The organism is Helicobacter apodemus, assembly GCF_000765745.2.
In the GTDB taxonomy this organism is placed as follows: domain Bacteria; phylum Campylobacterota; class Campylobacteria; order Campylobacterales; family Helicobacteraceae; genus Helicobacter_D; species Helicobacter_D apodemus.
Map to the genome: position 1 here is coordinate 25,569 of NZ_JRPC02000004.1, position 21,525 is coordinate 47,093.

At 32.3% G+C, this 21,525-nt stretch carries 20 protein-coding genes, 1 tRNA gene and 1 pseudogene; 10 read left to right on the forward strand and 12 right to left on the reverse strand.

The window, feature by feature from the left end:
- The first annotated feature begins 109 nt into the window (after nucleotides 1-109).
- From LS72_RS02080 to LS72_RS02090, 3 genes are read left to right on the forward strand one after another with little or no spacing between them, the layout of a single operon-like run.
- Nucleotides 110-1,114: a Fe(3+) ABC transporter substrate-binding protein gene (locus LS72_RS02080; protein ID WP_034552201.1), complete on the forward strand. Its 1,005-nt coding sequence runs from the start codon at nucleotides 110-112 to the stop codon at nucleotides 1,112-1,114.
- Nucleotides 1,114-2,715: an ABC transporter permease gene (locus tag LS72_RS02085; protein ID WP_034552203.1), complete on the forward strand. Its 1,602-nt coding sequence runs from the start codon at nucleotides 1,114-1,116 to the stop codon at nucleotides 2,713-2,715. Before LS72_RS02080 ends, LS72_RS02085 begins: the two co-directional genes overlap by 1 nt.
- 1 nt (nucleotide 2,716) lies before the next feature.
- Nucleotides 2,717-3,631, forward strand: a complete 915-nt coding sequence (locus LS72_RS02090; RefSeq protein WP_034552205.1) for an ABC transporter ATP-binding protein — start codon at nucleotides 2,717-2,719, stop codon at nucleotides 3,629-3,631.
- A gap of 276 nt (nucleotides 3,632-3,907) precedes the next feature.
- Here the strand turns inward: LS72_RS02090 and LS72_RS02095 are convergent, their stop codons facing one another.
- The gene (locus tag LS72_RS02095) at nucleotides 3,908-4,498 is read right to left on the reverse strand and encodes a dethiobiotin synthase (RefSeq protein WP_034552207.1); all 591 of its coding nucleotides are present in this window, start codon (nucleotides 4,496-4,498) and stop codon (nucleotides 3,908-3,910) included.
- A gap of 210 nt (nucleotides 4,499-4,708) precedes the next feature.
- Between LS72_RS02095 and LS72_RS02100 the strand changes: the two genes are divergently transcribed.
- Genes LS72_RS02100 through LS72_RS02105 form a run of 3 tightly spaced genes read left to right on the forward strand, consistent with a single transcriptional unit; the run spans nucleotide 4,709 to nucleotide 6,033 of the window.
- Nucleotides 4,709-5,500, forward strand: a complete 792-nt coding sequence (locus tag LS72_RS02100; RefSeq protein WP_034552210.1) for a TSUP family transporter — start codon at nucleotides 4,709-4,711, stop codon at nucleotides 5,498-5,500.
- Between the two features lie 54 nt (nucleotides 5,501-5,554).
- Nucleotides 5,555-5,707: a hypothetical protein gene (locus LS72_RS10715; protein ID WP_194145529.1), complete on the forward strand. Its 153-nt coding sequence runs from the start codon at nucleotides 5,555-5,557 to the stop codon at nucleotides 5,705-5,707.
- Nucleotides 5,708-5,709: 2 nt separating this feature from the next.
- Nucleotides 5,710-6,033, forward strand: a complete 324-nt coding sequence (locus LS72_RS02105; protein WP_034552213.1) for a YnfA family protein — start codon at nucleotides 5,710-5,712, stop codon at nucleotides 6,031-6,033.
- Between the two features lie 110 nt (nucleotides 6,034-6,143).
- Here LS72_RS02105 and LS72_RS11310 read toward each other — a convergent pair.
- Nucleotides 6,144-6,360, reverse strand: a pseudogene (locus LS72_RS11310) (site-specific DNA-methyltransferase); the annotation flags it as partial.
- A gap of 144 nt (nucleotides 6,361-6,504) precedes the next feature.
- On the opposite strand from LS72_RS11310, the gene LS72_RS02110 reads away from it, so the two are divergent.
- From LS72_RS02110 to LS72_RS10720, 3 genes are all read left to right on the forward strand, one after another.
- Nucleotides 6,505-7,440, forward strand: coding sequence for a DNA-methyltransferase (locus LS72_RS02110; protein WP_034552216.1), 936 nt, complete (start codon nucleotides 6,505-6,507; stop codon nucleotides 7,438-7,440).
- A gap of 14 nt (nucleotides 7,441-7,454) precedes the next feature.
- On the forward strand, nucleotides 7,455-8,198 hold the full coding sequence (locus LS72_RS02115) for a hypothetical protein (protein WP_034552218.1): 744 nt from the start codon (nucleotides 7,455-7,457) through the stop codon (nucleotides 8,196-8,198).
- A 1,272-nt stretch (nucleotides 8,199-9,470) separates the two neighbouring features.
- Nucleotides 9,471-9,647, forward strand: a complete 177-nt coding sequence (locus tag LS72_RS10720) for a hypothetical protein (protein WP_194145530.1) — start codon at nucleotides 9,471-9,473, stop codon at nucleotides 9,645-9,647.
- Between the two features lie 162 nt (nucleotides 9,648-9,809).
- Here the strand turns inward: LS72_RS10720 and LS72_RS10725 are convergent, their stop codons facing one another.
- The gene (locus LS72_RS10725; RefSeq protein ID WP_194145531.1) at nucleotides 9,810-9,956 is read right to left on the reverse strand and encodes a hypothetical protein; all 147 of its coding nucleotides are present in this window, start codon (nucleotides 9,954-9,956) and stop codon (nucleotides 9,810-9,812) included.
- Between the two features lie 306 nt (nucleotides 9,957-10,262).
- Between LS72_RS10725 and LS72_RS02120 the strand changes: the two genes are divergently transcribed.
- Nucleotides 10,263-11,105 carry an alpha/beta hydrolase gene (locus LS72_RS02120; RefSeq protein ID WP_052087203.1) on the forward strand — a complete coding sequence of 281 codons (843 nt, stop codon included), beginning with the start codon at nucleotides 10,263-10,265 and terminating at the stop codon, nucleotides 11,103-11,105.
- Between the two features lie 83 nt (nucleotides 11,106-11,188).
- On the opposite strand, the gene LS72_RS02125 is transcribed toward LS72_RS02120, so the two are convergent.
- The 9 genes from LS72_RS02125 to pheS form a co-directional block, all read right to left on the reverse strand.
- Nucleotides 11,189-11,614 carry a GNAT family N-acetyltransferase gene (locus tag LS72_RS02125; protein WP_034552220.1) on the reverse strand — a complete coding sequence of 142 codons (426 nt, stop codon included), beginning with the start codon at nucleotides 11,612-11,614 and terminating at the stop codon, nucleotides 11,189-11,191.
- Nucleotides 11,615-12,049: 435 nt separating this feature from the next.
- Nucleotides 12,050-12,136, reverse strand: a tRNA-Leu gene (locus LS72_RS02130).
- Nucleotides 12,137-12,194: 58 nt separating this feature from the next.
- Nucleotides 12,195-13,778, reverse strand: coding sequence for a phosphoglycerate dehydrogenase (gene serA / locus LS72_RS02135; protein ID WP_034552260.1), 1,584 nt, complete (start codon nucleotides 13,776-13,778; stop codon nucleotides 12,195-12,197).
- A 16-nt stretch (nucleotides 13,779-13,794) separates the two neighbouring features.
- Nucleotides 13,795-14,274, reverse strand: a complete 480-nt coding sequence (locus LS72_RS02140) for a hypothetical protein (RefSeq protein ID WP_034552222.1) — start codon at nucleotides 14,272-14,274, stop codon at nucleotides 13,795-13,797.
- 11 nt (nucleotides 14,275-14,285) lie between these two features.
- On the reverse strand, nucleotides 14,286-15,956 hold the full coding sequence (locus LS72_RS02145) for a 30S ribosomal protein S1 (RefSeq protein WP_034552224.1): 1,671 nt from the start codon (nucleotides 15,954-15,956) through the stop codon (nucleotides 14,286-14,288).
- A 64-nt stretch (nucleotides 15,957-16,020) separates the two neighbouring features.
- A complete protein-coding gene (locus LS72_RS02150) occupies nucleotides 16,021-16,845 on the reverse strand; it encodes a 4-hydroxy-3-methylbut-2-enyl diphosphate reductase (RefSeq protein ID WP_034552227.1) in 825 nt (274 codons plus the stop codon).
- The gene (gene aroA, locus LS72_RS02155; protein ID WP_034552229.1) at nucleotides 16,835-18,145 is read right to left on the reverse strand and encodes a 3-phosphoshikimate 1-carboxyvinyltransferase; all 1,311 of its coding nucleotides are present in this window, start codon (nucleotides 18,143-18,145) and stop codon (nucleotides 16,835-16,837) included. The genes LS72_RS02150 and aroA overlap by 11 nt, the downstream gene beginning before the upstream one ends.
- Nucleotides 18,142-20,505 carry a phenylalanine--tRNA ligase subunit beta gene (gene pheT / locus LS72_RS02160; protein ID WP_034552231.1) on the reverse strand — a complete coding sequence of 788 codons (2,364 nt, stop codon included), beginning with the start codon at nucleotides 20,503-20,505 and terminating at the stop codon, nucleotides 18,142-18,144. Before pheT ends, aroA begins: the two co-directional genes overlap by 4 nt.
- The gene (gene pheS / locus LS72_RS02165) at nucleotides 20,502-21,497 is read right to left on the reverse strand and encodes a phenylalanine--tRNA ligase subunit alpha (RefSeq protein WP_034552233.1); all 996 of its coding nucleotides are present in this window, start codon (nucleotides 21,495-21,497) and stop codon (nucleotides 20,502-20,504) included. The genes pheT and pheS overlap by 4 nt, the downstream gene beginning before the upstream one ends.
- Between the last annotated feature and the right edge of the window lie 28 nt (nucleotides 21,498-21,525).

The following is a 21,525-nucleotide window of genomic DNA, read 5'->3' on the forward strand; positions in this document are numbered from 1 at the left end:
TATAAAGTGATAATAACTCATAAAATTAATTTTGATAATTTTAATCATTTATTCAGCTAATTTAAATTACGATTAGCAGGTGAAAATCCAAAAATTAAAAGGAAACGAAATGAAAAAATCCCTATTCCTTGCACTTTTTATAGGTGCTTCCTTAATAGCAGCTGAATTAAACATTTATTCGGCTAGGCATTATGATGCAGATTTTGAAATCATCAAAAAATTTGAAGAACAAACAGGTATCAAGGTTAATCACACTCAAGCAAGGGCTTCAGAGCTTATTAAAAGAATGCAGCTTGAAGGAAAAAACTCTCCAGCGGATATTTTTATTACTGCGGATGTTTCTAATCTCAATGAGGCAAAAACTTCAGGTATTCTAGCTCCTGTAAAATCTAAATTCTTAGAAGAAACAATCCCAGCCCATCTTAGAGACAAAGATAATCAATGGTTTGCTATTACTAAAAGAGCAAGAATCATTGCTTATAATAAAAATGCAAACACAGATATAAGCCAACTTAAAAACTACGAAGATTTGGCTAAAGATGCGTTTAAAGGAAAAGTCGTTATGCGGAGTGCAACTGCACCTTATAGTAAAACCCTACTAGCCTCTATCATAGCCAATGATGGAGAAAAAAAGGCAAAAGAATGGGCAAAAGGCGTGCTTAATAACCTTGCAACTCCCCCAAAAGGTGGAGATAGGGATCAAGCACGACAGGTTTTTGCAGGAGAAGCTGAATTTGCTGTGATGAATACTTACTATATAGGGCTTTTGAAAAATTCCAAAAATGAAAAAGATAGAGAAGTAGGCAATGCTTTAGGTATAATATTCCCAAACCAAGACAACAGAGGTACTCATATTAATGTAAGTGGTATTGCTATGACTAAATCTAGTAAAAACCAAAAAGAGGCTAAAAAGTTTATGGAATTTATGCTAACCCCAGAGATTCAACAAATTCTTACAAATATCAATTATGAATTTCCCATCCGCAACGATGTAGAAGTAAGTCAAACCGTTAAAGATTTTGGAAGTTTTAAAGAAGACCAACTTCCTGTTAGTGATATTGCTAAAAATGTTAAAAAAGCTGTAAAAATTTATGATGAAGTAGGCTTTAGATAATGCCCTACTCCTTAAACCTTTTAAAAACAGGGGCAATTTTACTCGCCCTTTTTTTATCGCTTCCTCTCTTAAGTATTTTTACCGAGCTTTTATATGTGATTTTTCAAAACTTGAATACTCAAGATTCTAATGAAATCTTAACAATCAAAGAAAATCTCAATCATTTCTTTTCTTATCTTTTTATAAAATTCCTTAAAGATACTTTTTTAGTTTTATTAGGCGTTTTAAGCCTTAGCTTTATCATAGGCGTAAGCTCTGCGTACTTAGTAGCAAATTTTGAGTTTTATTTCTCTAATATTTTAGAAAAACTCCTTATCCTACCTCTAGCCATTCCTGCTTATATCCTAGCATTTATTTATGTTGGGATTATGGATTATCAAGGGGTTTTTTATGAGCTTTTTCATTTTAGGATAAATTTTTTTAATATTTATGGCGTAATTTTTGTCTTAAGTATTTCTTTGTTCCCCTATGTTTTTATGTTTGCAAAAACCGCTTTTCAAAGTGAAGCTAAAGAACTCATAGAAGTCGCAAAAACTACAGGCTACTCTGAATTTAAGATTTTTTTTAAAGTTGCAATCTTTACCGCAAAACCAGCAATAATGTCTGGCTTAATGCTTGTTTTTATGGAGACCTTAAGTGATTATGGTGCAAGTGCATATTATGGAGTTGATACCTTTTCAGCAGGGATTTTTAAACTTTGGTATGACTTAAATGATTCGTATTCTTCTGCAGTTTTATCTGGATTTTTGATGATTTTTGTTTTTTTAGTGATGTATTTAGAATACCAAAACAAAACAAAACGCAAATACAGCTTCAACCAAAACTTAAAAATCTTTATCCAAAAAAGAAAACTTAGTAAATACAAAGCCTCTCTTGCTTCTTTGTATTGTTTTATCATTGCCCTAATTGGCTTTATTTTACCATTTATTTGGCTACTATATTGGGGATTACAAGATACGAAAATTTTTGAGAGTGAATTTTATATAATAGCAATTAAAACTTTAGTTTTAGCGGGTATAACAGCTCTGATTGTGACTTTGTTAGCCTATTTTCTAAGTTTTGTCGCAAGGGTTTCAAAAAGCCATTGGTTTTCTATTTGTATTATAAAACTAAGCTCTTTAGGCTATGCGATTCCCGGAGCTGCTATTGGTATTGGCGTAATGATAATGTTTATAATACTAAACAATATTTTTGGCTTTGCTTTACTTGGAAACTCTTTGCTTGTGCTTATCTTTGCTTATATGGTGCGATTTTTAGCCACCGCTATTTACTCCTTAGAGGGAGGGTATAACAAAATCCACACCCAAAGTGATGAAGCCTCTTTATTTATTAATCCTAGTTATAAAACACTATTTTTAAAAATCCACACACCACTTTTAAAACATTTTTTATGGCTTTCATTTATCATAGTCTTTATTGATACCATTAAAGAGCTTCCTTTAAGTAGGATGCTTGCTCCTTTTGGCTTTGAAACTTTAGGAGTAAAAGCTTTTTGGTATGCCAGTGATGAGAGGATTTATGATGCGGCTCTACCCTCACTTTGTATTGTGGTTTTGTCTTTATTAGTAATACTTTGGATTCAAAAATTAAGCAAGGAATAAAATGTTAAAAATTAAAAATTTAGTCAAAAATTTCTCCACACTCCCTATTTTAAAAGGAATTGATTTAGAACTTCAAAAAGGTGAAATTTTAAGCATTCTAGGAAGCAGTGGAGGAGGCAAAAGCACTTTACTTAGAATTATTGCTCAACTTGAAAAAGCCTCCTCTTATGAATATTATGAATGCAAAGCTAAAGTAGCAATGATGTTTCAAAATTATGCTTTATTCCCCCATTTAAATGTAGCAAATAATATCCTCTTTGCCCTTTATGATTTACCCAAAAAAGAGCAATCTAAAAAACTAGATGAGCTTTTAAATACTTTTGAAATTTTTAATTTAAAAGATAAAAAAATCGATGAAATTTCAGGAGGACAAGCCCAAAGGGTAGCTTTTGCAAGAGCTATGGCTAGAGGCTGTGATTTACTTTTACTTGATGAACCCTTTTCAAATTTAGACCAAAATTTAAAAAATGATTTAAGGATAGAACTTAAAAAACTCATTAAAAATCAAGGAATCTCAGCAATTATGGTAACCCACGATATAGAGGACGCCTATGATATATCCGATAAAATCGCTCTTTTAGACGGAGGAAAAATTGTTGATTTTAACAGCCCAAGAGAACTATTTTTTTGTCCCACAAGTAAGAATACAGCTAAAATCTTACCCAATCTTAATATCATAGAAGAGACCCTTGATTTAGAGGATAGATTCTTTGCGTGGATTGCTAAGAAAAATTATATTTTTGCTTATAGCGAGTTAGAATTAGGGGAGGAATTCCAAGCAAAACTCCTCAAAAAAGAGTTTTTAGGGGCATTTTACCGCCTAAACCTCTCCTATAAAAACATTAACTTCTATATGCTTGTAAGCTCAAGCTATGAGATTAAAGAAACCATAGGATTTAAAATTATCAATCCTTAAAAACATTGAATACCCTCAATCTATTCTTTACCTTACAATACAAAGACTCCCCAACAAGCACTCCTTGCAATCCCTACCAACCCAATGAACTTATAAGATTCTCCCTCTTTATACCGCCCCTTTTTTACGCCTTAATATTTTTACCACCAAGCTTTAGCATCTTAGAGTGTAGCTTGAAATCTTTAGGTTAGGAATTAACCTATTAGGGGATAAACACTCTTAGCCACAAGGATTAGCCTTAGTTAAAAATCTCCTAATTCTTTAAGCAAAAGCAACCTATTCCAAGATAAAGCTAAATGCTTTTTTAAACGCATTTGTTTCTATCTTATCCTTATAAAAATCTAAATGCACAATCTTTACTTTCGCATAAGAGTTTATAAAACTATCAAAATCCTCCTCTTTTTTACCCATCATTACTAAAGTTTTAATAGAAATCTGCCTTTGATTTAACGCCTCTAAGGAAAGCAAAGTGTGATTAATCGCTCCTAAATAATACTTCCCTATTAACACACAAGGGTGCTTAAAGGTGCTGATATAATCTAACATCACTACACTCTCATCAAGTGGGGTAAAAAGCCCTCCAGCAGTCTCTATAAGTAAATTTTCACTCTTAGGGAGATTAATATCTAAACCCTTATAATTAAGTCTTTCAAGCCTCTTACCCTTGTGAGGTGAAGCGGAAGTCTTAAGAAAAATACCTTCTTTAAAAATATGCGTTGCGGGGCTAAATTTATGGATAAACTCACTATCCTTAGGCTCACCTGCTTGAATAAGTTTAAAATAATCATAACCAAAAACTTTGCAAAAAGCTGCACTAAAGTGTGTCTTCCCTACATCTGTATGGATACCAACAACATAAATTTTCATTATTTCCCTTAAATCTTCCTCTTAAAGAATATAAATTTTAGACTATCTATCAAAAAAATAGCTTAGAAATAAATCCTTTAATATACCTCTATAAGTAAAACCTAATTACCAAAGCCCTGCATAAAACCCATAAAACTTTACTTTTAAAAGCTTAATAAATGCTAAAACTTGTAGCAAATGTGTTATAATCGTTAGCAAAATGGAGGCAAGATGATATTAGATTTACTCAACTCACAAAGCTTTGAAAATATAGCCCTTTATTGGTATTTTATTTTATTTATTGCGGCTATCTTTGGGGGATTAGTTGGTTCTCTCTCTGGAGGGGCAGGAATGATTACAATGCCGCTTTTATTATTAAGCGGTATCAACCCTCTAATTGCTCTTGCAACCAACAAACTTCAAGCTTGCATTGGCTCTTTTACAGGAGCGGCGCATTATTATTCTCAAGGTTTAGTGGATATAAAATCTAGCCGTTTATGTATTATTATTGCAATGCTATTTGCAAGCACTGGGGCAATTAGTGTGCAATTTGTAAAAGTTGAAATTCTCTCAAAAATCCTCCCTTTTGTAATGATAACGATTGGTGCATATTTTTTATTCTCACGCAAAATTAGTGATACGGATAGAGCCAAATCTCCTAATAAAGTGTTATTTCATAGCCTCTGTGCTTTGGTGAGTTTTTATGGTGGATTTTTAGGGGTTGGGATTGGGACGCTTGCCCTAACAATGCTTGTAAGCATTGGGGGATATGGACTAAGTAAAGCTCTAGCCCATTCACGTTCTATTGTCTTTAGTATTAATATTGCTTCGATTATATTTTTTATCCTTAGTGGGAATGTCTTATGGCTTTTGGGAATAGTAATGTGTGTAGGACAAGCTATTGGTGCAACTCTTGGAGCAAAACTTGCCATTAAACACGGTGCAAAAATCATCAAACCCTTTGTAATATGTATTTGTTTTGGTATCTCTATCCAATTAATTATTAAAGAATTTTTTGGGTAACACAATGAAAAATACGCTATCCCTTCCTTTAAAAACATTCCTACAAGCATAACAATGAATAATTTTCTCAACCCACAAAACAAACAAGATTTTTTTAGAGATTCTGCAACGATTAGGGGGCATTTATACCCTAGTAGCAAAACACCTTTAATAACAAAAAATCCCCCACAAACACAAAATTCTTTAAAAATGGCTTTGGATAGCTAGCTATGCTTCAATCACTCCTTATTTTTATCCTTGCTGCATTCTTAGAACTAGGTGGAGGGTATTTAGTTTGGTTATGGCTTAAAGAAGATAAAAGTTTTTTATTAGGATTAGGTGGATTAATCGCTCTTGGGTTATATGGAATAGTAGCAACTTGGCAAGCACAAGACTTTGGGAGAGTTTATGCAGCTTATGGAGGAATATTTATTGTATTTTCTATACTTTGGGCGATGAAATTTGACAACTTTAAACCCGATATATGGGATATAATAGGGGGAAGTTTAGCACTCCTTGGTATTTGCATTATGATGTATATGCCAAGAGAATAAGAACTAAGTTAAAACTCTAAAGCTCACAAGCTATTAATAAAATATGGTCAATCTCTCACAAGACTTTTATTTAATCCCAAAATTACTCTTTTGTAATGCATCAAAAAAACTTAATACACGACATTTAACCTCTCTTTAAATTGCACTTCAAAGTTTTAGGAAATGCTCTAAATCTATATCCATAAAGCCATCTAAATAAATATATTCATCACTTGTTTTGAATAACTCTTCAACCACTTCCTTATCGCATTCTATGCAAAAGTAAGAATCCTCACATTTGTAGAGTTTGTTTTCTATAATGGATACTAATGGTTTATTGAGTGTTTTACTATCTCTAGTATAATATCGCTAATCACAGACTTAAGATTTTTTAACTCATTTTTACAAAGATTTTTGGGAAATATGGTTATAGTGTATTATGCTATAATTTTTAAATGATTTTGATTTGCTAGACTATTTTAAGGAGGATTTATGACCGCAAGAATAGATAGTGCGCAAAACATTAAGGATTCTAATACGCAATTTATTACATCAAAATTTAGCATTTATAACCAAGATTGCACAGAGGGACTTAAAGCACTTTCTAATAATTCTATTGATTGTATTATTACTGACCCACCTTATTTTATTGATGGTATGGGGAGTGAATGGAATGATACAAATCTTAAAACCAAAGCTTCAAAAAGTGGAGTAATTGGGGGCTTACCTGTGGGTATGAAATTTGATAAAGCTCAAGGGGAGAGATTGCAAGAGTTTATGAATCCTCTAGCAAATGAATTTTATAGAATCTTAAAGCCCGGTGGATTTTGTATTGTGTTCTCTCAAGCGAGGCTTTATCATAGAATGGCAATGAGTTTGGATTTGGCAGGATTTGAAATACGAGATATGTTAGCGTGGAAATATGAGGGACAAGCAAAAGCATTCTCTCAAACACACTTTATCAAAAAGGACAAAAATTTAACACAAGCGCAAAAAGAATCTTTAATCAAAGAATTAGAGGGCTATAAAACACCTCAATTAAAACCTCAAATTGAACCTATGGTAATGGCACAAAAACCAAAAGAGGGAACATTCGTGCAAAATTGGCAAAAGCATAAACTAGGGCTTATTAACACAAAAGAGAGTTTAGATGGGAGGTTTCCTAGCAATGTAATGGGGGTGAGCAAACACACAAGAAAGAATGAGAGCAATATAAAAATAGAGCATTTAACGCCTAAACCTGTATGTCTCATCTCTCATCTTGTTAGACTTTTTACGCAAGAGGAGCAAATCGTGCTAGACCCCTTTATGGGAAGTGGTTCTCACGGCATTGCGGCTTTAAACAATCATCGCTTTTTTATAGGTTATGAGATTGAGAAAAAATATTTTGAAATAGCAAAAAAACGAATAGAGCAAGAAGTTTTATAAAGCAGGATTTTAAAATGAATGAGCAAGAAGTTTTAGAAACTTTCAAAACCATTGCTAAGTATTACGAAGAATACCTTAAAGATTATGGGGTAAAGCTTGTGAAATTAAAAGATTCCAAAGGGAATTACACTAAAGACGCCTTAGTTCTTGTGTATTTAGCAAGAAATTATCCTCATACACAAGCAGTTTCAAAGGGGGAATTAACAGAATTTATAAGAGCATTTTACCCCAATGTAAGTGATGTGCAACAAGCAGTGCAACAAGCAAGACACTTAAGTAAGCAGGGCGGATTCTATATTGTTTCAGGCACGAGGGGCGATATAGGGCAAAAGATTCCAGCGGGATATTATCAACTTATTACTTTAGAAAAACCTTATCCCTCATTTAAACCCGATAGACGAAGTGGGATAGAATCCGCAGACTTTGAAAGCTTGAAAAAAGAATATGATTACAAATGTGCGACTTGTGGAAGCGTGGAGGGAGAGCCTCATAATTTTAGAAAAAATGAAAGAACTATATTGCAAGAGGGACACATGAATCCAGCTTTGCCTTTAGAGTTTGGGAATGTTATCCCTCAATGCCAAGTGTGTAACCGCCCTGATAGAGATAGGTGGATTTATGACAAAACAGGGAGAGTGATAGAAATAGCGGATTCTGATGATGGCAAAAGAGTGGTTGAAAAATACTTTAAAAGAGTAAGCACACATACAAAGGAATATTTTTTAGAGTTTTTGAAAAAGCTTTTGAATATAAAGTAGGTATTTTAATTCTATAATTGCATAGAAATAAATTGTTATAAAAGGATTACTATGAAACAAGAAAAACCAAAAATAGTTGAGAAAAAAAAGAGGGAAAGAAATTGAACAAGCATTTTCAAAATAGTTTAACAATCTTAATGAAAATAGGGATTCTTTTGAGATTTCAATACAATAAATTCAAGAAAAATTTCGGAATATTCTGCTAGTAATGGATATTCTACACTTAGAAATAGAGAAAAAAAAAGGGGGGGGGGGGAACAAATAGGATATTTATGCGATAAAAATCAAAAACACCAATGGAATTCCAATAAGAAAAATCATAGTGTTATTAAAAGCGAAATTGAATATATTTTTCCAAAAAGATGGACAGAAGCAAATTATAAAGGTTAGGTTAATCAAAATACTAAGTAGCACACTCATAATTTGCTAAAAATTTTTTGCTTTGTACCCAACAATATCTTTCTCATAAATCTTGTTACTTTTGTTATCTCTAAATCTGATAAAGAGTTCTATCGTTTTGCAAGATTTTACCTCTTTAAGGTAGTAAATCTAATCTATCCATAGTCTCAATAGGTTTTATTGAGTGAATTTGCAAATTCTAAACTAAATATAAGGAATAAAAAAGTCAAAAACTTAAAACAAAACTCTTTTGAATATTTTTAATCCGTTCTTGTGCAATATTAAAATACCCCTCCTTTATCTCACGACCTAAAAACTTCTTATCTAACCCTAAGGAATCTTTGAGTGTGCTTCCACTTCTTAAAAAACAACCAAGCTTTTAAAATTTTATGTTAAATATACAAAAAGGAATGATTTTAAGGACTATAGATAGAGTTACAAATTATCACAAAAGCAAAATCAAGCCAGAATGCTTGTAAAACCATTATTTCCCCATTGATCCCAATCCTTACTACAAAAGCTACAGGCTTAGAAGTTTTTACAGTATCACTTCAAAGGATTTAAATATTTAGTATAGCACACGAAATAGGACTTATATGTTACATAACGATGGCACAAGCCTAAGATACCACAATTGCACCGGGAATGGATAAAAGGAAAAGAAGCAAATTGTTTTGCTGCTAATCTTTTAATACCCAAAGATGGAGAGTCTTACGTCTTGCAGGGTTAGGATTGCAATAGATTCTATGGCTAGTTATTTTGCGCATCCCCTATTGCCATAAAATACCGCTTAAATAATTTAGATGTATCTGTATATGTCCAATCAAATGTCAAAAGAGGCAACCCTGCCCTAAAATAAAGAGGATTTAGTAAATGATGAAACTCTGCAAAAAATCAAACTACAAAATAAAATATCACGGCAAGTTATTGAAAATGAAGAATAATGAAAAACAATTAAATGCTACAGAAGCAATATTGCATAGTGCAAAAATATTAAATCTTTTAAGCAAGAATCTAATTAAAATATTTTTTAGTAGAATTTGGGTTTAGTCTTTGTGATTGTTGGTTATATTTTTTAAATATATATCTTTATTATCAACTTGGAGAGAAAACAAATTTTATATTGACCTGAATATAAAATGGGGTTATTTGTTATTGTGTGTATCTTGGGCAAATCTTTAAAGGACAATCTAAATCTCTTTATTGAAATGTTTAAGAAATAAAAATCCTTGCCTTAATTCCTATTCCCTTTATATATAAAACTTCAATTTTAAATGGGGGTTGTTTAGGGTTGCATACCTCTAGCACACAGCTTTTTAACTCTCCATCTGTATAATACTGATTTGGATAGATACGCATCTTAAGAAATTTTAACACCTATTCATAGTTAAACACATCCAACCAAAGGAATATTCAACTCCAGTTCTTTTTGTATTAGCATTTATTCTCCTTTAAAGTAAAAAATCCCTACCATAAAGCACAGCATTGCTTTAATGAAATTTTAAGCAAATTGAAGTATCTACACGATTGTGCTAGAATACACTTAAGCTTTTAATTGCCTATGCGAATTGTAGTTGCGTGGGCTTATGATTTAAAGACATTGTAAAGAAGTATAAAAAATAAGGAAGCACAAAGTACAAAAAGTTTAGATAATAAGGATAAGGAATGAAAGGTTATATTCTTTTAATATTTATTTGTATATGTTTTGGTAATATCTTTGCCGCTCCCTCACAAGAGATTCCACCCCTTATGCAAGAGGCAAAAAATCTTTTTAGCATAGAAACTACGCGTATGCAAAATATACAGGGGAGATTTTATAATATCCATATTGCCATCCCAAAACATAAGGCAGATAAAAAGAATGTATTTTATACACTTGATGGCAATGCGTTTTTTCCTTTACTACTTAATGAAATAGCTACAAAAGAATCTACTAAGCCCTTTAAAGCATTGCCTATTATCATAGGAGTAGGACACTATAGCCCATTAGCTTATGATAGGGCATTACGCACTTATGATTATACGCCTTTGCTTCCTGAATACTTGCAAGATAAATTTAGCGGTGGGGGCGGAATAGATAGTTTTTTAGATTTTCTTATACAAGAAGTTAAGCCCTCTATCCATAAACGATTTGGTGTGCCTCAGAAGGAGCTACTTTTTGGGCATTCTTTTGGTGGTCTTTTTGTGTTACATACACTTTTATCTAAACCACAGATCTTTACACATTATGTATGTGCTTCACCATCACTTTGGTGGGGAGAAGGAAAATTTCTATCTTTACCCTTGAAACTAAGGGATTATCCAGATTCTATAATTTTTACGCGTGGAAGTTTGGAGAAAAATTCTAAAAAAATGCAAGGAGCATTGAAGCTAGAAAGTCTTATACAGGATTTGCAAACCAATGCACCCAACCCTAAAAATATCATGTTTATTGAGTTCGATGGGCAAAGTCACGGTAGTTCTGTGCCTTATGCCCTGCAAAGTGGGTTAGATATATTTATGGAGTAAGGGTTTATGTTCTGTAAAGATTACAAGGTATAAAACATAAGCTTAAAAGGAGTAAAAGCAACTTTAAGGGTATAACTTTAACTTCATTTTAGAGACTTTACAAATACATAGCTTGTTTTTTGAAAATTCATTTTTTTCTCATAAAAACGATGTGCCTCCTCTCTTTTGAAGCTTGAGCTTAGTTCTATTTCCAAATAACCCTCTTTCTTTGCCATTTCTTCAATTTCTTGTAAAAATCTCTGCCCCAAGCCTTGCCCTCTTAAATGTGAGGCGATGATAAAATCGCAGATATATAGGCATTTATCACGGTATAGGACAAAAAATGGCATTACCCCACAAAGCCCGATGATATTTTGTGATTGGCTATAAGAGGCAAAGAGTCGGTATTGCATACTTTTTTGCTGATGCACTACTTTGGTTGTGAATTCTTCTAAGCTTAAATGGGGACGCAATTCCTTCATTAATTTATAAGCACTTTGTATTTGCTTAGAAGTGATTAGCTCTTGCATAAATATCCTTTTATGGTTTAATAGGTAAGAATTAGTATTGTATCAAAACAAATTATACTTTCCACTCGTCTAAATCTTTTTCATCCTTTAGTTTTTAAACAATCTTGTCCCAAACTCTATTAAGTTAGGAATCCTTCTGATAGGGGGATTTATCTTTGTTGATGCTTAAGCCAAGTTATAAGTTTTTTCTTCATTCCCTGCTTGAATATTTTGCTTTTTTCAAGCTAATATTTTGTTGCCTATGTATTCTAAAAATTTTTAACATCTTTTTATTCCAACAATAAATAAGGATTAAGAATAGATTGTGGTACTAGATTACAAAGAGTTTTAGAAAAAATTAAATACTACGATGAACTTAATACAAAAACTTGGTAGATTAAAAAATTAATGCAAAAGATAAACACTTTTAGAAAAACAAAACAAAGATTTTAGATATGGTGCCGAGAGTCGGAATCGAACCGACACGGGGTTTCCCCCACTAGATTTTGAGTCTAGCGCGTCTACCAATTTCACCACCCCGGCTACAAAATAGCCCACAATTATACATAATTTAACTCAAATTACACTGAATCAAAAATACCTATAAAACAGCGTATTGGATACTAATACAAGCATCAATATTTGAAAGCTCTTTTAAAACTCGAGATTCAACTTCATCATCAACGATAATCACAGCTAAAGCCTCTTTTTTATAACGTGCTAAACGAAAATCCGCTATATTAATATTATGTTTAGCAAGAATACTCCCAATAAAGCCTATCACACCAGGAGTATCGTTATTCCTAAAAAGTATCATTTTGCCCTCTGGTTTAATATCTAAAGAAAATTTATTAATTTCTACAATTTTTAAAGTATCCTCATTAAATACTGCCCCACTTACACTAAATTCTCCCTTTTGCGTCAATAATGTAAGTTTAACCTGATTTTTAAAAACATTTTGGGATTCTTTTCCCTCCAATTGCACTTCAATACCACGTTCTTTTGCAACATAAGGAGCATTGACATAATTGACCTTATCCCCCAATGTAGCATTTAAAATACCTACTAATGCAAAGGTAGAAAGGGAAGAGAGATGCTCTTTAATCTCACCTTGTGCTTCTAATTGAATAGAGCGAATCTCATCTTTATTCATCTGAATAGCAAAGAATGCCATTTTCTGCACTAACTCCAAATATCCCCTTACAAAATGTGGTAACTCATTCTCTCTAACAGGTAAATTAAGAGCATTAGGGAAACTAGAACCTCTTGCAGCCTCTAAAGCCGCTTTTGCTGCTTCAATAGCAATTTTTTCTTGGGATTCTAAGGTATTTGCTCCAATATGAGGGGTTACATAAATATTATTTAAATCTAAAAGTTTATTAGAAATAGCAGGCTCTTTAGTAAAAACATCTATTCCAGCAAAACGAATTTTATGGGATTGTAAAGCTTCAAAAAGTGCTTCCTCATTATACAATCCACCTCTTGCACAATTAATTAAAATTATGCCCTCTTTCATTTTTGTAATTTCATCTCTATCAATGATATTAATAGTTTCTTTATTTTTTGGTGTATGTATAGTGATAATATCACAAGCTAGAATATCATCAAAGTTTTTTGTATAAGCAATACCTAAATCTGTAGCTTTTGTAGCATTAATATAAGGATCATAAGTAATGACCTCCATTTCAAAAGCTTTCATACGTTTTCCTACTCTACCACCAATATTTCCAAATCCAATAATGCCTAATTTTTTACCCTTTAATTCCGTTCCATACCAATCTTCACGTTTCCATTTGCGTTCATTTTTTAATTGTGCATTAGCTTCAGGCAGTCTCCTTACAGCATTTAAAATATGTGCACAAGTGAGTTCTACCGCCGCAATAGTGTTAGCTGTTGGGACATTCATCACAATAACACCTTTTTTACTAGAACTTTCAATATCTACATTATCCACGCCAACACCAGCACGAACAATAGCACGAAGTTTAGGAGCAGATTCTAAAAAATCTATATCTACATCTGTTGAACTCCGAGTAATTGCTACATCTGCTTTATGTAATTCTTTTTTTAATGTATCTTTTGGCAAAGTCGCTAAATTTAGCATCTCCACTTCTTTATCTTTTTTTAACAGTTCTAAACCACTTTGATGAATATGATCGCAGACAATAATTGTGAATTTTGACATCTCTAACACTCCACTTTTAGGCTTTAGCCAATATATAATTAATTTCATAATATTTTAGCTTATCTAAAACACTACGAAGATAATTTTCATCTTTTGTTAATACTACTAACCAAATATTATCTCCCACCTTATAATAGGAATATTTAATTTTATGGCTACTAAATACTTGATTAACGCAAAAAAACTGATAATCATCAATCGCCCCTACTGAAACCCTAAAAACTTCTTCATCACTTTCTAGAATATCATCTTCAAGGAGTAATTTAACTTGCAAAACTGGAGCTGGATAAATAAATGGGCTACTACTCTTATTAGAAAGTTTATTCACCCAATCTGAAACATTGGCAAACTCTGGCTGATTATTATCAACAGCTAACTCATAGGGTTTAAAAATAGGCAAAGCAACATTTATTGCATCTATATATTTACGAATAAGCACAAGCAATGTAATCAAGATAAAACAGGCTAAAATAGTCATCAATACTCTTACTTGCATATTATATTCTATTAAGAAATTCTATCTTTAATAATATCCCCTAAAGTCATTTTATTATCTACATTATCATTAAAATCTTTCAATTTTGCCTTCTCTTTTTGCTTTTCTAATCTTTTAATAGAAACGCGAATTTTATTATTTGCACAATCAAGCAATGAAATCACACCATTAATACTATCACCAACTTGAATCTCTTCCTTTTTAAGGGGTGGCAAATCTTCATTCCTAATAAGAGCATCTACTTCATCATCAATTTTAATAAAAATACCAAAATCTTTTATATCTCTGACTATACCGCTTATTTCACTATCTATTGAATATTTTTTAGCAAACTCTTCTACTGGGGAGGCTATAATTCCTCTGCGAGTTAAAGAAATTCTTTCTTTTTTTCTATCAATTTTAGCAATTTTTACTTCAATCTCCTCGCCAACTTTCATTAAATCTTTGCATTTCTCATTCTTGTTCCAATAGGCATCTTCATTATGTAACAAACCATCAATATTATCTAATTTAATAAAAGCTCCAAAATCTGTCAAAGTCGCAACACAACCCTTTAAAATATCACCTTCTTTATATTTTTTAGCGAATTTATCAAAAGGCTTATCTAAGAGATTCTTAAGTGATACCCTTAAACGTCTCTCTTTGGTATTAATTTCTATAACCTCTACATCAATTTCTTGTCCGGTTTTTAAAAACTCTTCTGGGTTTTGAATATTTTTATTCCAAGAAATTTCAGAAATATGCAAAAAACCTTCAATATCATTTCCTAAATCGACAAAGACTCCATAAGGCTCTATGTTGCTAACTGTAACTTTAATAGCATCCCCTACTTCAAGCTCTTTTTCAATTTCCCTCCAAGGGTCTTCTGTAGTTTCTTTAATAGAAAGAGCTAAACGACGTTTTTCTTTATCATAAGAAAGAACTTTAATAGGAACAACATCTTCTTCTTTATAGAGTTTTGAAGGATTAACGGGTCCTTTATAGCTAATTTCTGTGTAATGCACTAATCCCTCAACACCATTAACATCTACAAACATACCAAAACTAGTAATCTTTTTAACTTTTCCCTCTAAAATCCCTTCTTGCTTTAAAAGATTATCAATCGCATCTTTTTTAGTAGAGTTTTCAATTTCAAATAATCGCTTTCTTGAAATAATAATGCTATCTTCTTCGGGTTTTACATTTACAATGCAAGCCTTAATAAACTTACCCTCTACCTTACTACCATCTTTAAAAGCTGCTCCAAATTTTGGCATAAAAAACTCTATACCATCACTTTCAACAATGTATCCGCCCTTATTTTTTCTTATAACAACACCTTCGATAATTTTATCTTTATAGTTCTCACCTAAATCTTTGATATATTTTGCAATTTTTTCTTTACGTATTGCTTTTTTGTAAGAAACAATAGGTTGCTCATTTTTCTTCCCTGTAATAACAATTGGCAACAATTCCCCTACTTTAAAGAATAAATTCCCCTCTGAATCTTTAATTTCTTCAATAGAAATATTCCCTTCTTTCTTCTCTCCTGGAACTGCAATAATCACACAATTCCCTTCAATTGCTACAATCTCGCCTTGTGAAACCTTTTCATTCTCTTTTTTTTCATATTGTTCAAACATCGAAGCAAAATCTTCTTCAATCTCAATTTTCTCTAATTCCTGCATATTTACGCCAGCCATACCTTACGCCCTTTTTAAATAAAATTTAACTATTTTAACTAAAATAGTCTTTTAAAAGTATTAATTATAATTTTTCTATATCTTGCACAACTTTATCAATAATCCAATTAGGTGTTGAAGCACCAGCACTAACACCACAAAGTTTCTTACCATCAAACCAACTTTTGCGTAACTCTAAATAATCCTCAATCAAATAACAATCTTTACAATATTCTTTAGAAATATTATAAAGTTGCTTAGTATTAGAGGAGTTTTTACCGCCAACAATTATCATTATATCAACTTCTTTAGCGAGATTTCTTGCGGATTCTTGATTATCAAAAGTCGCATTACAAATCGTATTAAAAACGCGACATTCTGCACAATTTCGCACTAAGAAATCTACAATTTGTAAAAAAGATTCGATATTCTTTGTAGTTTGTGAAATAAGAGCTACTTTTTCTTGAATTTTGCTATTTTTTAAAGCCATTAAATCTTCAATCACTAATGGTGTATTTTTACAATAACTCATAACTCCTTTTACTTCTGGGTGCTTCTCATCTCCAAAGATAATAATTTGATACCCTTCTGCACTCATCTTTTCACAAATTTCTTGAGGCTTTGTTACAAAAGGACAAGTAGCATCAGTAATATTTTTTGTTTTTTGTTTAAGCAGTTCTAAATCTTGCTTAGGAATTCCGTGAGTTCGGATAATAACTTCTGAATCTTTAGGTATCTCTTGAATATTTTCATTAACTACGACATTAAAATTTTCTTTCAAGCGTTCAATCTCTTTTGCATTATGGATAAGAGGACCAAGTGTAATTCCATTAGGTTTTGATTCAGCAAGCTTTATAGCTCGTCTAACACCAAAACAAAATCCATAATTTTTAGCTAATTTAACTTTCATTATCAACCTCAACTTGTGTTATAGCATTTAAAATTTCTAAAAAATTAGGGAAAGAGATATTAATATATTCTGCTTGAGTAATAGTAATTCCACTTCTTAATCCAGCAATAGCAAAACTCATAGCAATGCGATGATCTCCATAACTAGGAACTTCACACATTTTAAAGTCTCCCCCACAGATTTCAAAACCATCTTCTAACTCTTTTACCTCTATCCCACAAAGCTGCAAATTCCTAACTATTGCTACAATTCTATCAGTTTCTTTCACCCTTAACTCTTTAGCATTACTTACTTTGCTCACACCTTTAGCACAAGCCATAGCAATAGCTAAAGCAGGGAGCTCATCAATAAGCCATGCGATTCTTTGATGAATCTCTATAGCCTTGAGATAGTTTGGAGAGCTTATCTCTATATCACCAATACTTTCATAAGTAGAAGAATACTTCCTATAAGTAATAGGCACACCCATTTGTTCTAAAACCCTAAAGGCTTCAATTCTTGTAGCATTAAGCAAGACATTACGCAAAATCCCACGAGAATTGGGAGTAATAGCAATAGCTAAAGCAAAGAAAAATGCACTAGAAGGGTCTGCTGGAATGTCAATTTCAAGTGGATTTAGAGGATTTTTTTGAGGAAAAATCTTAAGCTCTAAAGCACCATTAGGGTTTAACTTGCTTTCTAAGTTTGCACCCATACCCATAAGCATTCTCTCACTATGATCTCTGCTTAATTGTGGCTCTGTGTATTTACATTCCCCCTTAGCATAAAGTCCGCTTAAAATTAAAGCAGATTTTACTTGTGCGCTGGCGATTTTACTAACATAATTAAAGGCATTTAAGCAAGGCTTTCCAATCACAACTAAAGGTGCAAGATTACCCCCATCTCTTCCGAAAATGCTCGCCCCTATTTGCCTTAAAGGTTCTACAACGCGTTTCATAGGACGGGCATTTAAATAGCAATCTCCACTTAAAACAAACATTCCCTCTCTAGCACTCAATAAACCTAAATACAAGCGAATAGCTGTTCCTGCATTCCCACAATCTAAAATTTCACTAGGTTCTTTAAGCTGTTTTGGGGGGATAAAGACTAGCCCATCTTTTTCTTCTTTTACAACTAAGCCTAACTTCTTAGCAATCTCTAGGGTATTTAAAGTATCCTCACCTTGTAAATAATTCTTTACAAATGAAGGCTTATAACTAAGTAAAGAAAAAATAACACTACGATGAGAAATAGACTTATCCGGGGCAATCTTTGAAAGATCGATTTTAAATCCAACACTTGGGGATACTTTTATCCTCATCGTAATTCTGCCTTATGCTCCGTTTTAAGCACCGCTAAAACCCTTTCCATAACTTCGATGATGTCTTTTTCTTCTAAAGTTTTTTCATAAGATTGAATCTCAAAGCGGATTGTCAAACTTATTTGATCCTCTAAGCTTTCATCCCTATAAACATCAAGGGGATAAAATTTCAAAATATGCGGAATTTTTAATTGCTGTATGGTTTCTTTAAGCTTATAATAAGGAATCTCTTTAGGCATAAGAATACTTAAATCACGTACAACTTTTTGAAACTTTGAATACCGCTCAACCTTAGGTAACTCGTCTTTTAGAGACTTTAAGTCTAGCTCACATAAATAAGTTTCTTCTAATCCAAAGGACTCTCTTAGTGCTGGATGCAAAGCTGCAAGAATACCAATTTCCTTTTTGCCTCTAAAAATCTTTGCACATTGATTAGGGTGAAAAATTTTTATATTACTTTGAAAGGCTTGCAAGGTAAATTCTCCAATAACACAGGAGATTCTATCGGCAAAAGCAAAAAAGTCTGCCTTGATGCCTTTAGTCTTAGGATAATGCTCTTGGCAAACAAGACCACTTTGCAAAAAAGCCATTTTGATATTTTCTTGCCGTTTTTTATTATAAGTAAAACCAATTTCTGCAAAAGAAATAGCGTTAAATCCATTATTTTTGTTATAAACTGCTGCTTGAATTAACCCCATAAGCAAGGTAGAGCGTAAAGTATTAAGGTCTTGCGTAATGGGATTTAACAGCTCTAATTTATCCTCTAAAGTTTCAAAACCATATTTTTCTAACATTTCTTTATTATGAAAAACAAAATGCACCACTTCATTAAAACCAACACCAATAGCTTTTTTACTTAATTTTCTTTGAAAATGATAAAACTCTGATTCTGCATTAATTTGATTATTCTGCACAAAAGATAAAGGCTGACTTGGCACATTATCAATACCTACAAAACGGATGATTTCTTCTGCAATATCTTGAAACCCGATAACATCGTGCCTAAAAAGTGGTGGTGTAGCAATAAGCAAATTTTCATCCGCAGGTAATTCTACTTTAAATTCTAACGCCTTTAGAATATTCACAATAGTAATTTTATCTAACACACAACCAATTACTTTAGATAATAATAAAATATCAATGGTAATGGACTCTCTTTTAATAACTTTTAATAGTTCTTGTGTATCAGTATAAAAAACTATTCGGTCATCATTTAAAAAACTTCCAAAAACATCAAGTCCAAGTTTTAAATCCGGATTACTCCCTCTTGAAACTCTTTGAAAGATTTTAGTATCAACCTTGATATTAGCTTCTAAAACCTTTTGTGCAATGATTTGCGGAGGGATATAACTAGCCTCTAAGACAACAAATTCTTTGTCTTTATTGTGCTTAAAGCCTTTATAAGAAAAAGATTCTACACCAATGGTAGATAGTTTTCTATCTTTATAATAAATACTTTCAAAGCCCAATTCATCTTTTTTTAACTTTAAAAGCATTTTATCAATTCCATCTTTATCTTCTAGCCTACAAAAATCCTGCGGATAAGCGTTTAAAATAACCCCACTATAAAATGTCGCAAACCCCAATACATTACTCAACCAATCCTCTTCTAAGGCTTCATTATAAGCTAAAAACAAAGCTACACAACAAGGAGTTGGAATAGAGCGTAATTCAATAGCTTTATACATTAAAGAAGATTCGTATTTTTCATTCGTTGTAATTTGCAAGACCCTACCAATTCCTGGAGAGTTCTCCGAAGTTTTTGGCATTTTTAAAGGTTGCATTTCTAAATTTAATCCTACACTTAACTCTCTTGCAATACCGATAATACTCATACAATCTCCGCGATTTGGAGTAATAGAAATTTCAAAGACTTCATCATTAAAAGCATCATACTCTAAGAGTTCCTTACCGATAATTAACTCCCCAAGACTATTGTCTAACTCTATAATGCCATCATTTATTTTAGGAAAACCTATCTCAATGCTAGAGCATAGCATTCCACAACTCTCAACACCCCTTAAAACTGCTCTTTTAATAGTCATTTGAGGTAAAACTGCCTCTTCTAATGCCACAGCTACAAAAATTCCCTCTCTAGCGTTTTTAGCACCACAAACAATTTGAAGGCTTTGATACTCCCCCTCCTCACCCCCAATAGCTACTTCACAAACATTAAGCTTCTGTGCATCGGGGTGTTTTTTACAAGCTAGAATCTTACCTACAATCACTTTTTTAGGAGCAACTAATTTCTCAAAACTTTCAACTTCTAATCCAATTTTATCTAAAGTAGCACAAATTACCTCACTACTAATATTATCTAAAGGCAAAATGGTTTTAAAAATACTTCTAGTAAATTTCATTTAAATTGCTCCAATATTCTTAAATCACTTTCAAAAAATGACCGCAAATCTGGCACATTAAATGCAAGCATAGCAAATCTCTCAACCCCTAAACCAAAGGCATATCCGCTTACATTTTCATAACCCACTGCTTTAAACACATTATCATCAACACTTCCACATCCCAAAACTTCTAACCAACCTGTATGCGAACAGACTCTACAACCCTTACCCCTACAAAATATACAACTCATATCCACTTCCGCACTTGGTTCTGTGAAAGGAAAAAAACTTGAGCGGAATCTCACTTTAACCTCGCCAAAAATATATTTCAAAAAATCCTCTAGGATAAATTTAAGGTTTGCAAAACTCACAAAATCCTTACCCTCTTCCACTACCAACCCCTCAACTTGATGAAACATCGGAGTATGTGTCAAATCATAATCACAACGAAAAACATTCCCCGGACAAATCATACGAATAGGAGGCTTTTGAGATTCCATTGTGTGGATTTGCACAGGAGAAGTATGCGTTCGCAAAAGCTTATTATCTTTAAAATAAAAGGTATCTTGCATATCACGTGCAGGATGATAAGAAGGAATATTTAAGGCTTCAAAATTATGAAAATCATCTTCAACTAAGGGACCCATCTTAACCGCAAAATTCATGCTCTCAAAATAGCCTACAATTTTATCCAACATTAACATAATAGGATGACTTGCTCCCCTTAAATTAGAAGTATTAAACAAAGAAACATCAATTTTTTCTTGTTTTATCTTTTCTTCTAACTCTTGCATTGATAGCCATTCTTTTTTATTCGCTAAAGCCCTCTCAAAATCCATTTTTAAGGTATTTAATTCTTTGGCTAATGTTTTTTTAACTGAAGCCTCACAATTTTTAAGTTCTGCAAATTTAGCAGTTAAACTTCCTTTTTTTCCTAATACTAAAATACGTATTTCTTCTAACTCTGCAGTATTTTTTGCTTTTTCTATTTTTAAAAATATTTCCTCCACAACTCTTTCCTAATTTAAAAATTTAAAA

Bases quoted from the DNA above. Each gene is read 5' to 3' on its own strand.
- LS72_RS02080 (WP_034552201.1), top strand. From the start codon at position 110: ATGAAAAAATCCCTATTCCTTGCACTTTTTATAGGTGCTTCCTTAATA.
- LS72_RS02085 (WP_034552203.1), top strand. From the start codon at position 1,114: ATGCCCTACTCCTTAAACCTTTTAAAAACAGGGGCAATTTTACTCGCC.
- LS72_RS02090 (WP_034552205.1), top strand. From the start codon at position 2,717: ATGTTAAAAATTAAAAATTTAGTCAAAAATTTCTCCACACTCCCTATT.
- LS72_RS02095 (WP_034552207.1), bottom strand. From the start codon at position 4,498: ATGAAAATTTATGTTGTTGGTATCCATACAGATGTAGGGAAGACACAC.
- LS72_RS02100 (WP_034552210.1), top strand. From the start codon at position 4,709: ATGATATTAGATTTACTCAACTCACAAAGCTTTGAAAATATAGCCCTT.
- LS72_RS10715 (WP_194145529.1), top strand. From the start codon at position 5,555: ATGAATAATTTTCTCAACCCACAAAACAAACAAGATTTTTTTAGAGAT.
- LS72_RS02105 (WP_034552213.1), top strand. From the start codon at position 5,710: ATGCTTCAATCACTCCTTATTTTTATCCTTGCTGCATTCTTAGAACTA.
- LS72_RS02110 (WP_034552216.1), top strand. From the start codon at position 6,505: ATGACCGCAAGAATAGATAGTGCGCAAAACATTAAGGATTCTAATACG.
- LS72_RS02115 (WP_034552218.1), top strand. From the start codon at position 7,455: ATGAATGAGCAAGAAGTTTTAGAAACTTTCAAAACCATTGCTAAGTAT.
- LS72_RS10720 (WP_194145530.1), top strand. From the start codon at position 9,471: ATGATGAAACTCTGCAAAAAATCAAACTACAAAATAAAATATCACGGC.
- LS72_RS10725 (WP_194145531.1), bottom strand. From the start codon at position 9,956: ATGCGTATCTATCCAAATCAGTATTATACAGATGGAGAGTTAAAAAGC.
- LS72_RS02120 (WP_052087203.1), top strand. From the start codon at position 10,263: ATGAAAGGTTATATTCTTTTAATATTTATTTGTATATGTTTTGGTAAT.
- LS72_RS02125 (WP_034552220.1), bottom strand. From the start codon at position 11,614: ATGCAAGAGCTAATCACTTCTAAGCAAATACAAAGTGCTTATAAATTA.
- serA (WP_034552260.1), bottom strand. From the start codon at position 13,778: ATGTCAAAATTCACAATTATTGTCTGCGATCATATTCATCAAAGTGGT.
- LS72_RS02140 (WP_034552222.1), bottom strand. From the start codon at position 14,274: ATGCAAGTAAGAGTATTGATGACTATTTTAGCCTGTTTTATCTTGATT.
- LS72_RS02145 (WP_034552224.1), bottom strand. From the start codon at position 15,956: ATGGCTGGCGTAAATATGCAGGAATTAGAGAAAATTGAGATTGAAGAA.
- LS72_RS02150 (WP_034552227.1), bottom strand. From the start codon at position 16,845: ATGAAAGTTAAATTAGCTAAAAATTATGGATTTTGTTTTGGTGTTAGA.
- aroA (WP_034552229.1), bottom strand. From the start codon at position 18,145: ATGAGGATAAAAGTATCCCCAAGTGTTGGATTTAAAATCGATCTTTCA.
- pheT (WP_034552231.1), bottom strand. From the start codon at position 20,505: ATGAAATTTACTAGAAGTATTTTTAAAACCATTTTGCCTTTAGATAAT.